At 59.9% G+C, this 12,849-nt stretch carries 11 protein-coding genes; 1 reads left to right on the top strand and 10 read right to left on the bottom strand.

What is annotated here, in order from left to right; translation table 11 throughout:
* Positions 1-4: 4 nt before the first annotated feature.
* The 7 genes from AXE86_RS09145 to AXE86_RS09115 all read right to left on the bottom strand — a co-directional run bounded on the left by AXE86_RS09145 (position 5) and on the right by AXE86_RS09115 (position 7,250).
* Positions 5-376, bottom strand: coding sequence for a DUF488 domain-containing protein (locus tag AXE86_RS09145; protein WP_061946428.1), 372 nt, complete (start codon positions 374-376; stop codon positions 5-7).
* A gap of 116 nt (positions 377-492) precedes the next feature.
* Positions 493-1,161, bottom strand: a complete 669-nt coding sequence (locus AXE86_RS09140) for a hypothetical protein (RefSeq protein WP_061946426.1) — start codon at positions 1,159-1,161, stop codon at positions 493-495.
* A 286-nt stretch (positions 1,162-1,447) separates the two neighbouring features.
* On the bottom strand, positions 1,448-2,566 hold the full coding sequence (locus AXE86_RS09135) for a NupC/NupG family nucleoside CNT transporter (protein WP_257721075.1): 1,119 nt from the start codon (positions 2,564-2,566) through the stop codon (positions 1,448-1,450).
* 108 nt (positions 2,567-2,674) lie between these two features.
* Positions 2,675-3,997: a pyrimidine-nucleoside phosphorylase gene (locus tag AXE86_RS09130; RefSeq protein ID WP_061946425.1), complete on the bottom strand. Its 1,323-nt coding sequence runs from the start codon at positions 3,995-3,997 to the stop codon at positions 2,675-2,677.
* A 13-nt stretch (positions 3,998-4,010) separates the two neighbouring features.
* Positions 4,011-5,195: a phosphopentomutase gene (locus AXE86_RS09125; RefSeq protein WP_061946424.1), complete on the bottom strand. Its 1,185-nt coding sequence runs from the start codon at positions 5,193-5,195 to the stop codon at positions 4,011-4,013.
* Between the two features lie 18 nt (positions 5,196-5,213).
* The gene (deoD, locus tag AXE86_RS09120) at positions 5,214-5,924 is read right to left on the bottom strand and encodes a purine-nucleoside phosphorylase (protein WP_009754101.1); all 711 of its coding nucleotides are present in this window, start codon (positions 5,922-5,924) and stop codon (positions 5,214-5,216) included.
* A 63-nt stretch (positions 5,925-5,987) separates the two neighbouring features.
* On the bottom strand, positions 5,988-7,250 hold the full coding sequence (locus AXE86_RS09115) for an NCS2 family permease (protein ID WP_061946423.1): 1,263 nt from the start codon (positions 7,248-7,250) through the stop codon (positions 5,988-5,990).
* A 142-nt stretch (positions 7,251-7,392) separates the two neighbouring features.
* Here AXE86_RS09115 and AXE86_RS09110 point away from each other — a divergent pair, with 142 nt between their 5' ends.
* The gene (locus tag AXE86_RS09110) at positions 7,393-8,043 is read left to right on the top strand and encodes a Crp/Fnr family transcriptional regulator (RefSeq protein ID WP_061946422.1); all 651 of its coding nucleotides are present in this window, start codon (positions 7,393-7,395) and stop codon (positions 8,041-8,043) included.
* A gap of 248 nt (positions 8,044-8,291) precedes the next feature.
* On the opposite strand, the gene AXE86_RS09105 is transcribed toward AXE86_RS09110, so the two are convergent.
* The 3 genes from AXE86_RS09105 to rnr are packed head-to-tail and all read right to left on the bottom strand — an operon-like array spanning position 8,292 to position 12,847.
* Positions 8,292-9,647 (bottom strand): amino acid permease, encoded by a 1,356-nt coding sequence (locus AXE86_RS09105; RefSeq protein WP_061946421.1) that lies wholly within the window; start codon positions 9,645-9,647, stop codon positions 8,292-8,294.
* A gap of 23 nt (positions 9,648-9,670) precedes the next feature.
* Complete coding sequence (gene smpB, locus AXE86_RS09100) at positions 9,671-10,144, bottom strand: SsrA-binding protein SmpB (RefSeq protein ID WP_050341290.1); 474 nt, start codon at positions 10,142-10,144, stop codon at positions 9,671-9,673.
* 9 nt (positions 10,145-10,153) lie between these two features.
* The gene (gene rnr, locus AXE86_RS09095; protein WP_061946419.1) at positions 10,154-12,847 is read right to left on the bottom strand and encodes a ribonuclease R; all 2,694 of its coding nucleotides are present in this window, start codon (positions 12,845-12,847) and stop codon (positions 10,154-10,156) included.
* Positions 12,848-12,849: the final 2 nt, after the last annotated feature.

The following is a 12,849-nucleotide window of genomic DNA, read 5'->3' as shown; positions in this document are numbered from 1 at the left end:
TGTATCACTTATCCATCATTCCGTTCATCCAGTCGCGCAGAACAACTGCCTGATTGAGCTTCGGATCCTTCGCTCCGTAGAGAAGTGTGACGTTCTCCCCCTTTGCAAGGTGCTCAGCGGCCGTTTTCATGTGCGCAGGTGCGGCACTGCCTGTCGAGAGTTCCGTCCGATACTTTTCGGTAAACGCCGCAAAGTTCTCCGCCTTGTGGCCGAACCACTTGCGCAGTTCGGGGCTCGGTGCGATATCCTTCCACCAGTCCGCAAGGGCGGCATGCTCCTTCGAGATGCCGCGGGGCCAGAGACGATCCACAAGAACGCGGAACCCATCGTCCTCTGTCGGTGCCCCATAAACGCGTTTGATACGAATTTCTGCCATGATAACGCTTCTTCCTATAGCATAGAAAATACGACCGTTGTTATCTTAGCACATTTTTACAGCTGCGTCAGAAAATCTTTCGCATCTGCTCATATCTCTCACCGATAAGCCCTGCCTCACGCCGAACGGGCAGCCCTCATCGGTGCATCCATACCGATATAGTCCTGAACGGAGCGCACCTCGCCCGTGCGCAGTGCCGCAATCATGCGGTTGATCCGCGGCGGCGGAGTCCACTCGAGTGGGAGGAAACAGCCCTCGCAGTGATTATACATGACGTGCAGATCATTCTCCGCCTGTCGGCGCAACATGGCATACTCCGCCGCACGATGCTCGTATCGCCGGCCTGCACGCAGATAACCAATTGCGCTGACCGCCGCCCACAGGACAAAGTAATATGTCCAGACGAAATGCGGCAAAAAGGGCGACAGCGGGAAATAGACGAGCGCAGCAGCGAGCCCGCCTGCCAGTCCCCAGAACAGAAAAGACGGATGCGAAAAGCCGCTCTCAATATACCGCAGATCATCTGCCACCTGATAGAGATTGCTGTACTTCACAAAATAGTCCCGCAGGCGTTCGAGTTCTGCCAGCTGTTCCGCCGTATCTGCCGGCGGCGCAGTTGGTTCATTCGGCGCGATTGCTGCCGGCATCTCATGGCGTTTTCGGGCTGCCGTATCGGCGAGAAAACTCCATGTCTCAAGCTCATCATCGACAAGAGCACGCCCACCGCAATGCGGACAGATGCGCGTCAGATTCTCGATCTTCGCGCCGCATTCCTTGCAGATCATCCGTCTTTCTCCTTTCTGAAAAAATACTTGCTGGTTGTTATATCTGAATCGTTTGTAATTATTGTGTCGCTAATCAGGTGGGACTTTAAAGATATTCTATCACAAAATATCATCTTTGTCTAATAAACAGATTGTATTCATAGGAGGTTCGTCGTTAGCAATCGCGGATAAAATGAAGCCCGTCCGATTCGCACAGCTGATTTTATCATTGTTTCCCTAAGGAAAACAATGATAAAAAGATGCTGCTGTACATTGATTTCGTACAGCAGCCCCCAGAGGATCGTACCTACCAGACAAACAATCCACAGATTGCGGCAGATAGCAGCGAAACCAGCAGTCCGGACAGCATCATGTAAACGACGTTGCGCGCAACGATCATATTGCGCTCAGGGTCAACCAGCCCCTTGAAGCAGCCGAGGATGATGCCAACCGTCCCGAGATTGGCGAATGACGTGATGAATACGGTCATCACAGCCTGCATGTGCGCCGGCCACGTCGGAACCACCTCCTGAATCTGCAGCATGACGACAAATTCGTTCGTGATGAGCTTTGTGCCCATGTACTGGGCAATCTGGAATGCCTCTGCCGGCGCAAGGCCGAGCAGCCACGCAAACGGGAACAGCACGACGCCGAGGATGAGCTCGAGCGAGAGCGACGCATGCAGCAGACCGAGCAGGACATTGACGCACTTGAGCAGTGCCACGATGGCGATGACGTTCGCACAGATGATAAGGACGAGACGCCCTGCACCGAGAATCGACTCCGCGAGGTAGGAGAAGAATGGCTCGCGCTCCCCGCCCTCACTCAGCGTAGCAATCGTGTCCTCCTCCGGCGCAACCTTCACGGGATGGAGAATCGAGGAGACGAGCAGCGCATTGATCACGTTCAGCGGGATCGCCGTGACGACGTACTCTGCCGGCATCATCTTGACATAGACGGCGATGAGTGCCGCCGTCACGCAGCTCATCGACATGAGACCGATGGTCAGCACGCGCTCCTTGCTCATCCGCATGAGCTGGAGCTTCGACACGGCGAGTGCCTCCGTGTTGCCGAGGAACATCATCTCGATGGCGAAGAACGACTCGAACTTCGGTGCACGCGTGAGGAACGTGAGCAGCTTGCCAACCCAGCGGATGATGAACGGCAAAATGCCGAAATACGTGAGGATGTCAAAGAGCGGCACGACGAAGAGGATCGGCAGGAGCCCTGCCGTAAAAAAGTTCATCTGCGGTACGTTGACCCAGTCAGGGAACACGAACGCGATACCGACGTACGAGATGTTGATCAGCTCTGTGAACCCGCTCGCGGCGGCCGTAATCATATCGCGGCCAATCTGGAACGATGTCAGGAACCACGCGAGCACGAGGTTCAGCGTGAGAAGCGAGGCAACCGAGCGCCACTGGATCTCCTTGCGGTTTCACGAGGCGAGTACGCCGATTCCGAGGAACACCACAAGGCCGAGCAGGTTGACGAAGAAAAACATACGAAATCTTCCCCCCGTAAAATTTTTTGGCTAGTACCGTACGACCTTGTCTTTTTCCACGCGGGCATAGACAAGCGGACGGCTGGGCGGCACCTCTTTTCCAATGGTAATCGCCGCACGGAAGAGCTGTGCCGCGCTGTCGCCGCGCTGTGCGCTCTCGGTATAGAGCGTTGCGATGACATCGTCCGACGTCACTGCATCGCCGTACTTCTTATGTAGGATAAGCCCGGCGGCGAAATCGATCGGGCTGTCCTTCGTCTCACGTCCTGCGCCGAGCACAACGCTCGTCTCACCGATTTTCTCCGCATCCATGGCGGTGATGTAGCCGTCCGCCCCCGCGCGAATCTCCATCTGCACAGCCGCCTGCGGGAACTTCGATGCGTCGCGCAGCACGGCATCGTCGCCGCCCTGCCGCCGCACCATCGTACAGAACGTCTCGAATGCCGATCTGTCCGCAATCGACTGCTCCGCCATGCGGCGACATTCCTCGATCGTCCCCTTGCCGACGAGGTAAAGCATGTTCTCCGCGAGCTGGAGCGACACCTCCGTCAGATCATGCGGCCCCTTGCCGCACAGCACGTCCATCGACTCTGCGACCTCGAGGCTGTTGCCGATGCCGTGACCGAGGGGCGTATCCATATCCGTGATCAGCGCAACCGTGCGCCGACCTGCCCCCTCGCCGATGGCGACCATCGTCTGCGCGAGCGCGATGGCATCGTCGAGCGTCTTCATAAACGCGCCCGAGCCCGTCTTAACATCGAGCAGAATACAGTCCGAGCCTGCGGCGAGTTTCTTACTCATAATCGAGGACGCAATCAGCGGGATGGAGTCAACCGTCGCCGTCACGTCGCGCAATGCGTAGAGCTTCTTATCCGCTGGCGCGAGATTGCCCGACTGTCCGATGACCGAGACGCCGCACTCGTTCACGATGGAGAAGAATTTCTCCCGCGAGATCGCCGTCTCATAGCCGGGGATTGCCTCCAGCTTGTCCACAGTGCCGCCCGTATGACCGAGACCGCGCCCGCTCATCTTTGCGACGCGTCCCCCGCAGGCGGCGACAATCGGAGCGCAGATGAGCGTCGTCTTGTCGCCGACGCCGCCAGTCGAGTGCTTGTCCACCTTCTTGCCGGCAATCGCCGAAAGATCGACACGGTCGCCCGAGTCTGCCATGGCAATCGTCAGTGCGGTCGTCTCCTCCGCCGTCATGCCGCTGAACCAGATCGCCATCAGCATGGCGGACATCTGGTAGTCCGGAATCTCCCCCACGACATAGCCCTCGACCATACAGCGCAGTTCCTCGGCAGTCAGTTTGCCGCCGTGCTTCTTCTTCGTAATCAGGTCATACATGCGCATGGGTACATCCTCCTCAGCGGGCAAGAATGCGCGGCAGCAGGCTCTCGCCCTTTGTCGTCAGCGGTGCATCGAACATATCCGCCACCGTCGCGCCGATCATAGCGAACGTCGGATATGTCCCGAGGTTCGTGTTCGGGCGGATCCGCGCACCGTAGACGAGAAGCGGCACATATTCGCGCGTGTGGTCAGTTCCGGGTGCGCCCGGGTCGCAGCCGTGATCCGCTGTGATCATCAGCACATCGTCCTCGCGCATATTCTCCATGAACGTGCCGAGCTGCACGTCGAACTCTGTCGTCGCCCGCGCATAGCCCGGGATGTCGCGCCGATGTCCATACGCCATGTCGAAATCGACGAGGTTGACAAAGCACAGCCCCGTGAAGTTCTCCTGTTGGATGCGGAGCGTCTTTTCCATACCGTCGGCGTTGCTCTCGTTGACGCCCGTGCTGCGCGTGATGCCGCGCCCCGCAAAGATGTCACTGATCTTGCCGACTCCGATGACATCATAGCCCTTCCGCACGAGCGCATCCATCATCGTATCGCCCATCGGATCGAGGGAGAAGTCATGACGATGCGCGGTGCGCTTGTAGTTCGGATAGCTGCCGACATACGGGCGTGCAATGATGCGCCCGACGCCGTGCTCGCCCTGCATGATCTCGCGCGCCGCACGGCAGTAGTCATAGAGGCGCTCGACGGGCACATCGGCTTCGTTCGCCGCGATCTGCAGGACGCTGTCCGCCGACGTGTAGACGATGAGACCGCCCGTCTCCTCCTGCTCGCGCCCATAGTCGTGGATCACCTGTGTGCCGGAGTAGGGCTTGTTGCAGAGGATCTTCTTTCCATCACATGCCGCCGAGAGACGCGCGAGGATCTCGGGCGGGAATCCATTCGGATAGGTCGGCATGGGCTGCTCGGAGACGATGCCCGCGATCTCCCAGTGTCCGATCGTCGTATCCTTGCCGCGCGAGAGCTCCCGCAGGCGGGCAAAAGCGCCGATGGGGCTGTCTGCCGGCGTACCGCAGCCGACACCGTCGATATTGAAGAGCCCCAGCTTCGTGAGATTCGGCGCGTGCAGCTCCGGCGAGGTCGTCAGCGACGCGAGCGTATTGCATTTCCCGTCGCCAAAATCCGCTGCGTCCGGCTCATTCCCGATGCCGAAACTGTCGAGCACAATGATGAATACGCGTTTGATACCAGCCATTGCTGTCTCCTCCCTCCGTTAGGCGATGGACGCCTCCAGTGCAATCTCGATCATCTCGCTGAACGAGGTCTGACGTTCCTCCGCCGTGGAGGGCGGCTCGTCGCTGACGAGGTGGTCGCTGACGGTAAAGAGCGCGAGCGCACGCACGCCGAACTTCGCCGCGATGAGGTAGAGTGCCGCAGCCTCCATCTCGAGGCCGAGGACGCCGTAGCGCGCGAGCTTCTGGATGTCCATTTCGTCATCGTAGAAACGATCCTGCGACATCACGTTGCCGACGCGCACGGAGATGCCCTTGTCCGCCGCTGCCTGATAGGCGTGACGCAGCAGGTCAAAATCCGCCACCGGTGCAAAGTTGACCGAAGCGCCGAAGATGTTGCGCGGCATGGAGGAGTCGGTCGTCGTCGCCTGCGCAATGAGGACGTCGCGGATGTGGATATCCTTGTGGCACGCGCCGCAGCTGCCGATACGAATCAGCGTCTTGCAGCCATACTCACGGATGAGCTCGTTGACGTAGATAGAGATCGAGGGCATCCCCATGCCTGTCCCCTGCACGGAGATGGGATGCCCCTTGTACGTGCCGGTGTAGCCGAGGATATTGCGGATGTTCGTGTACTCCTTCGCGCCCTCGAGGAAGTTCTCGGCGATGTACTTGGCGCGGAGCGGGTCGCCCGGCAGGAGAATGCGCTCGGCGATTTCACCCTTCGCTGCGGCAATGTGTGGGGTTGGCATAATGTGTACCTCTCTTTCGTCATGATAGAAAATTTTTATCGTAAACCGCCATAGCGGTCTATGTCACTGTGCTGCCTCAAAGACGAGCTGCAGGAGAAACAGTACGCCGAGGACGTAGGAGGGCGTTCCTAGCTCATGGCGGCGTCCCGTGAACACTTTCATCATGGGGTGTGCGGCAAAGCCAAACGCGAGCCCCGTTGAGATGCTGTTCGTCAGAGGGATGAGCACAATGATAAGGAACGCAGGGAACCACTCGGAGAAATCCTGAAACTGGATGTTTTCGAGATGCTGCATCATCAGTGCACCCGTGATGATGATGACGGGCGCGACAGTCGCCTGTGGAACGTAGGCGAGCAGCGGAATAAAGACGAGTGTGAGCAGGAACAATGCGCCGCCGATGAGTGCCGTCAGCCCGCTTCGCCCTCCTTCGACAATGCCCGCCGCACTCTCTGCGGCAGCGACGGTCGGGCTCGTTCCGAGCACCGAGGACAGCACTGCCGTCAGGGACGAGGCGCGGAACGCATTGCGGAACTTTGCCGTATCGGGCAGCAGTCCTTCGAGCAGGCCGATGGACTCAAAGACGAGGATCATCGTCATCGAGAAGACCGCGAGCCAGAACGAAACGGTCAGCATGGAGGAGAAGTCCTCTGCAAAGAGCAGTGCACCGTACTCACCGAGCCGCGTCATATTGATCTCAATCGTATTGGCTTGAACCAGACCGAGCGCATTGGCAATGATTGTCACGATGAGGATGGCGATGAAAAATCCGCCCTTCACCCGCCGCTGGTAAAACAGCAAACTCAGCACGAGGCCGAGGAGCGCGAGCAACGCAGAAGGATTCCGCAGATCGCCGAGCGCGAGAATCGAGTTCTCGCCGGCGCGGATCAGCTCAGCCTTCTCTAGGCCAATCTCCACGAGGAACAGTCCGATGCCCGCCGTCACAGCGTATTTCAGCGATTTCGGCACGGCATCCGCCAGGATCCTGCCCGCACGCGTCACCGCTAGCGCAAAGAAGATGAGTGCTGAGACGAGCGAAATGGCAAGGGCCTCCTGCCAGCGGAATCCCATGTTCACCACGACGGTATACGTAAAGAATGCATTGATCCCCATGCCGGGCGTCAGAATGATCGGTGCATCCGCCCAGAAGGCCATCAGCAAGCACCCGATCGCCGAGGCAAAGATCGTCGCGAACACGCTCAGCTCCGCCGGAATGCCCCCGTCCGCGAGGATCAGCGGGTTGACGATGACGATGTACGAGATGGCAAAGAACGATGTCAGCCCCGCCATCACCTCCACGCGCCTATTGGGCACGTTGTTCGAACTCATATCTCATCCCCCCTTTAATCCGAGTATATCAAATAAAATAAGCGAAAAAAAAGGACATGTGACTTTTCAGCACGAAATTTTTTCGTTAAAATAGTGGAGAAATGATACATCCAGCGATTTCCATACAAAGAGGAGCATCACCATGCTTTTGCCGTCATTTCCCGAAGTGCCGCCGCACCTCCTGCGCACGGCACGTCCGCTCACATTCCAGCCCGACGAGATCATCCGCTGCAAGGGAACGCATGCCGACACGGTCTACATCCTCCTCGCAGGACGCGTGCGCATCATCAACGAGTTCGCAAGCGGTGACCGCTATGTGTTCGCCATCGCCGACCCGCCCACATTCCTCGGTGAGTACGAGGCTCTCGCGGGTACGCCGTACTATGCCGCAACGTGTGAGGCAGAGACGGTATGCGATCTGCTCGCCATCAGTATCGACGCGTTTGGCGCATGGCTCCAGCACGACGCGGCAGCAGCGTTTTCCGTTGCCTGCATGATCGCACGAAAATCCTGGCCCATCTCGGACGAATACGGTCAGATCAAATACCTAACGGTGCAGTCGCGTCTCCTCGCCTACCTGCAAAAGCAGCTGCCTGCGACCGATGCCGCCGTGCGTCTCCCCATGCGGCGGCAAGACATCGCCGATGCCATCGGTACGAGCCTGAAGACGGTCAACCGCAGCGTCGAACGCCTCCGTGCAGAGGGGATACTCTCCCTCGACCGCGGCAAGATCGCCCTCACGCCTGACCAATGCGCAAAGATGCGGACAATGGATGTGCACCAAAAAACATAGAGATGCTGCGACACAATCACTGCACCACATGAAAAGGGCGCTGCACGAAGCCAAAGACTTCGTGCAGCGCCTTTTGTGTGCCCCTTCCACCGCTTGCTGACCTGTCCAAGAAGCAAGCCCATAGGGCGCAGCTGATTGGGAAACAGGTCGTATGCGAAAACGTCCCAAGAACACGAGCGTTAGCGACGTGTGATTGGTTGACGTTGACCGCTCGCGGTCCACCTTCCCCGTCATAGCGGGGAAGGCGATTATGCTTTTTCACTCTTTCGCTTCGACCGATAGCCGAGCCAGAGCACGATCAGCCATACGGGCAGGATCGGCACGGCAATCTGCATCCCGGGGATCTGTGCCATCATGATGACAACCCCTGCGAGGAAAATGAGGCAGAGGTAGTTGATCCATGGATAGAACGGCGTGCGAAATTTGATTGGCTTGCCCTCACGCGCGCACTGTCTGCGGAATTTCAGATGCGTGACGACGATGGTCGCCCAGCTAATGACCGCCGCACAGGTCGCAATCGCGATCAGGTAGAGAAATGCGTCCCCCGGGAAGAAGTAGTTGAGGAAGACGACAATGAGCGTCATCCCCGAGGAAATGAGGATGCCGCGCACGGGCACCCCGCGGTGCGAGAGCTGGCAGAGTGCCTGCGGTGCATCGCCGCGCTGTGCGAGTCCGTAGAGCATACGGCTGTTGCTGTAGATCGCGGAGTTGTAGACCGAGACCGCCGCCGTGAGCACGACGAAATTCAGGATATGCGCCGCCGCAGGGATGCCGACGTTGCGGAAAATCTGGACAAAGGGGCTCGCATCCGCGCCGACCTCGTTCCACGGCCAGAGTGCCATGAGGATCGCCATGGTACCGACGTAGAAGATGAGGATACGCCAGATGACCTGATTGATCGCCTGCGGGATGGTACGGTCGGGATCCTCTGCCTCGCCTGCCGTGATGCCGATGAGCTCGATGCCGCCGAACGAGAACATGACGACCGCCGTCGCGAGGAGGAAGCCCCACCAGCCATTCGGCAGGAAGCCCCCATGCGCCCAGAGGTTGCTGATGTTCTCGGGGAACGGTGCGCCCGTCACGAGCAGCCAGCCGCCGAGCCCGATCATGAGCACAATCGCCGTAATCTTGACGAGTGCCATCCAGAACTCCATCTCGCCATAGGCACGCACATTCGTGAGATTGAGGATGGTGATGACCGTGAGACAGACGAGCGCAGAGAGCCACTGTGGCAGATCGGGCAGCCAAAAATTCATATAGATGCCGACCGCCGCCAGCTCCGCCATGGAAACAATGATGTAATTGAACCAGTAGTTCCAGCCGGAGAGGAAGCCCGGAAAGTCGCCCCAGTACTTTCCCGCATAGTGACTAAACGAGCCGGAGACCGGTTCATCCACTGCCATCTCGCCGAGCATCCGCATGATGAAGAAAATCATGATGCCGCCGAGCAGATATGCGAGCATGACCGCCGGCCCCGCGAGCGCGATCGTCGAGACAGAGCCGTAGAAAAGCCCCGTACCGATTGCGCCGCCGAGGGCGATCATCTGGAGATGCCTGTTCTTGAGCCCGCGCCGAAGGGCGGGCGATGCTTCCTTTTCCTGCATAAATCCTCCGTCCAAAAATACTGCTATCCGCGCTGACGTGATTTTAGTGCCTGTTCCACCTCGCGTTTTGCCGCCTTTTCCTTCAACGACTGACGCTTGTCGTAGTTATGCTTGCCGCTCGCGAGTGCCAGCTCGAGCTTTGCACGTCCGTGCTTGAAATAGACCTTCAGCGGGATGAGCGTCATGCCCTTTTCCTGCGTCTTGCCAAAGAGCTTCAGAATCTCCGCCTTGTGCATGAGCAGACGGCGCACGCGCAACGGGTCATGGTTGAACTGATTGCCCTGATCGTAGGGGCTGATGTGCATGTGGTCGAGGAATACTTCCCCGTTCTTGATGTAGGCGTAGCTGTCGCGCAGATTTGCCTTGCCGGCGCGCAGGGACTTGACCTCCGTACCGACCAGCTCCATTCCCGCCTCATAGGTCTCGTGGATGAAGTAGTCGTGCCGCGCCTTGCGGTTCTCACAGGCGATCCGTACGCCATCGTTTTTCTTTCCCATTGATGTTCCTCATTCGGTGCCTCGCGTGCCGCCCTCCGTCTTGCGGTTCATGCGGCGTGCGGGGCGCGGCGCACGGCGCGGCTTCTCCGTCCGCTCCAGCTCCTCACTCCGGCTGCGATAGCCCGGCGGATCGGGCCAGACCGCACTGTTGAGCCCCGTCACCTTGACGCGGTGATAGTCGCGTCCACTGCGCTCATCGTCACGACGGCTCTCGCTGCGCCCGCCGCGTGGCGGGCGGTCTGCGTTTGGCTTTCCGCCGCGCTCACTGCGCCACGAGGCCGGCTTGCCGTCCGTCCGTGCCTTGCGCGGCACGCTCTCCGCCGCCGCATGGGCGGCGCGGTCGCCCTTCTGGGCGTGGCTGCCGCTCGTACCATGTGCGCCGCGCGTTTTCCTGCGCCGTTCGCCATGGCTTTCGCCGGCTGCAGCGGCGGGAACGTCGCGGCGCTCGCCCTTCCTGCGGCGCGGGCTGCGCGTCTGCTCTGCCCCCGCATCCTTCTTCGCGGGGCGCGGGGCAGCGCCGCGTTTCGCAGGAGCGGCCGCGTTCGGGTCGTAGACGCCGTTGTTCTTCAGGACGAAGTCGAGCGTCCGCGCCTGTACGTCGGCGCGCGTGATGATGATGGTCACCGTATCGCCGAGGCGGTAGCGCGTGCCCGTGCGCTCGCCCACCATCGCATACTGATCCTCGACGTAGGTATAGTAATCGTTGACCATGGTCGAGACGTGGACCAGCCCCTCGACGCCATTCTCGAGCTCGACGAAGATGCCGAACGCCGTCACGCCGCTGATGACACCCTCGTAGGTCTCGCCTACGAACTGCGCCATGTACTCGATCTTTTTCATATCGGTCGTCTCGCGCTCCGCCTCGATGGCAATGCGCTCACGCGCTGAGGAGTGCTCCGCCGCCTCGGGGAGGAGCGCACGCAGACGCTCGCGTTTCTCCGCCGCGATATGTCCCGTGGCAAACGTCTCGCGGAGGAGACGATGCACGAGGAGGTCGGGATAGCGTCGGATCGGCGAGGTAAAATGCGTATAGTAGCGCGCCGCAAGGCCAAAGTGCCCAAGGCTCGCCGTCGAATAGCGCGCCTGCTGCATCGAACGCAGGGCGACCGCCCCGATGATGCGCTCCTCGGGCTGTCCCTTAACGCGGTCGAGCACCTGCTGGATGTCGGAGGGGCGCACCTTGCCGTCCTCATCGACATGGAGGCGCAGGCCGAGCGCGGCGAGGAGACTCTGCAGACGCTCGATCTTCTCAGAGGTGGGCGTCTCATGCACGCGGTAGACGAACGGCTCTTCCTTCAGCTCCATGTGACGCGCCACTGTCTCATTTGCCGCGAGCATGCACTCCTCGATGATGGACTCGCCAATCGAGCCTGTACGCTTTTCGAGCGCGACAGGATGTCCATCGGCATCGAGCTTTACCTTGACCTCGGGCAGCTCAAAGTCAATCGAGCCGCGCCGATGACGCTTGGCACGCAGCACCTCGCGCAGACGGCGAAGCGTCTCAAGCATCGGGCGGATGTCGCCGTTGTCCGAGACGAACGGCTCATCACCGGCAAGGACGCGGTTGACGAGCGTATAGGTTAGGCGACGCGCAACATGGATCACGCACGGCACGATCTCATAGTTCTTGACCTCGCCGTCCATGCCGATCTCCATCTCGCACGCCATCGAGAGACGATCTACGCCCTCGTTCAGGCTGCAGATTCCGTTCGACAGTTCCTTCGGGAGCATCGGAATCACGCGGTCGACGAGATAGACGCTCGTCCCGCGCCGCGCTGCCTCACGATCGAGCGGCTCGCCCGCACGGACATAGTGACTGACATCGGCGATATAGACGCCGAGAAAGAAAACGCCGTCCTTCTCATAGGCGTAGACACCGTCGTCAATGTCCTTCGTATCCTCGCCGTCAATCGTGACGATGGGGAAATCACGCCGATCACGCCGCCCTGCATACTCCTCGGGAAGCGGATCCTTCGGGCAGCGCGCTGCCGCCTCTGCAACATCGGGCGGGAACTTCTCATCGAGATCGTAGGCGCGCATGACGGCGAGTACGTCCACGCCGGGGTCGCCCGTCTTTCCGAGCACCTCGACGACGCGCCCCTCGGCGCTCCTGCGCTGCTCGGGCCACTTCGTGATCTCGACGACGACCTTGCTGCCCGTCTTTGCCCCGCCGAAGTCCTTTTTCAGCACAAAGACATCGCGCCCGATCTTCGTGCTGTCGGGCGTGACGAACCCGAACGCCTTGCTGCGCTCGAATGTGCCGACGATATGCGTATTGACGCGCTCGAGGATGCGGATGATCTCCCCCTCGCGCGCGCGTCCAGGCTGCTCGGACGGCGTGACGCGTGCGACCACACGGTCGCCGTGCATCGCCGTCCCCATCGCACTGCCGGGGACAAAGACATCCGTCTCCTCCTCCGTCTCACGCACATCGGGGATAATGAAGCCGAACCCCTTCGGCGACATGGAGAGCCGCCCCACCACGAGATTCATGCGGCTCGGCAGCCCGTAAAGGCCGCTGCGGTTGCGGATGACCGCACCCTCGGCCTCAAGCGCGGCAAGAGCATCGGAGAGCTCCTTCCCTTCGCTCTCCGGGAGCCCCAGCCCCGTACGCAGCTCCGCCTCAGGCAGCGGGCGATAGGCGTCCTCCCGCATAAAGGCGTAGACCCTCTCCTTGAGCGTATCCATTTGTTCCTGTTCCATAT

It is taken from the genome of Selenomonas sp. oral taxon 136, from assembly GCF_001554015.1.
Taxonomy (GTDB): domain Bacteria; phylum Bacillota; class Negativicutes; order Selenomonadales; family Selenomonadaceae; genus Centipeda; species Centipeda felix.
The sequence above is the reverse complement of the archived record's forward strand: the minus strand, read 5'-3'. Positions and strand labels throughout refer to the sequence as shown.

What these genes read in the sequence shown, in the direction of transcription:
- AXE86_RS09145 (WP_061946428.1), bottom strand. Translation starts at nt 376, where the DNA reads ATGGCAGAAATTCGTATCAAACGCGTTTATGGGGCACCGACAGAGGAC.
- AXE86_RS09140 (WP_061946426.1), bottom strand. Translation starts at nt 1,161, where the DNA reads ATGATCTGCAAGGAATGCGGCGCGAAGATCGAGAATCTGACGCGCATC.
- AXE86_RS09130 (WP_061946425.1), bottom strand. Translation starts at nt 3,997, where the DNA reads ATGCGCATGTATGACCTGATTACGAAGAAGAAGCACGGCGGCAAACTG.
- AXE86_RS09125 (WP_061946424.1), bottom strand. Translation starts at nt 5,195, where the DNA reads ATGGCTGGTATCAAACGCGTATTCATCATTGTGCTCGACAGTTTCGGC.
- deoD (WP_009754101.1), bottom strand. Translation starts at nt 5,924, where the DNA reads ATGCCAACCCCACACATTGCCGCAGCGAAGGGTGAAATCGCCGAGCGC.
- AXE86_RS09115 (WP_061946423.1), bottom strand. Translation starts at nt 7,250, where the DNA reads ATGAGTTCGAACAACGTGCCCAATAGGCGCGTGGAGGTGATGGCGGGG.
- AXE86_RS09110 (WP_061946422.1), top strand. Translation starts at nt 7,393, where the DNA reads ATGCTTTTGCCGTCATTTCCCGAAGTGCCGCCGCACCTCCTGCGCACG.
- AXE86_RS09105 (WP_061946421.1), bottom strand. Translation starts at nt 9,647, where the DNA reads ATGCAGGAAAAGGAAGCATCGCCCGCCCTTCGGCGCGGGCTCAAGAAC.
- smpB (WP_050341290.1), bottom strand. Translation starts at nt 10,144, where the DNA reads ATGGGAAAGAAAAACGATGGCGTACGGATCGCCTGTGAGAACCGCAAG.
- rnr (WP_061946419.1), bottom strand. Translation starts at nt 12,847, where the DNA reads ATGGAACAGGAACAAATGGATACGCTCAAGGAGAGGGTCTACGCCTTT.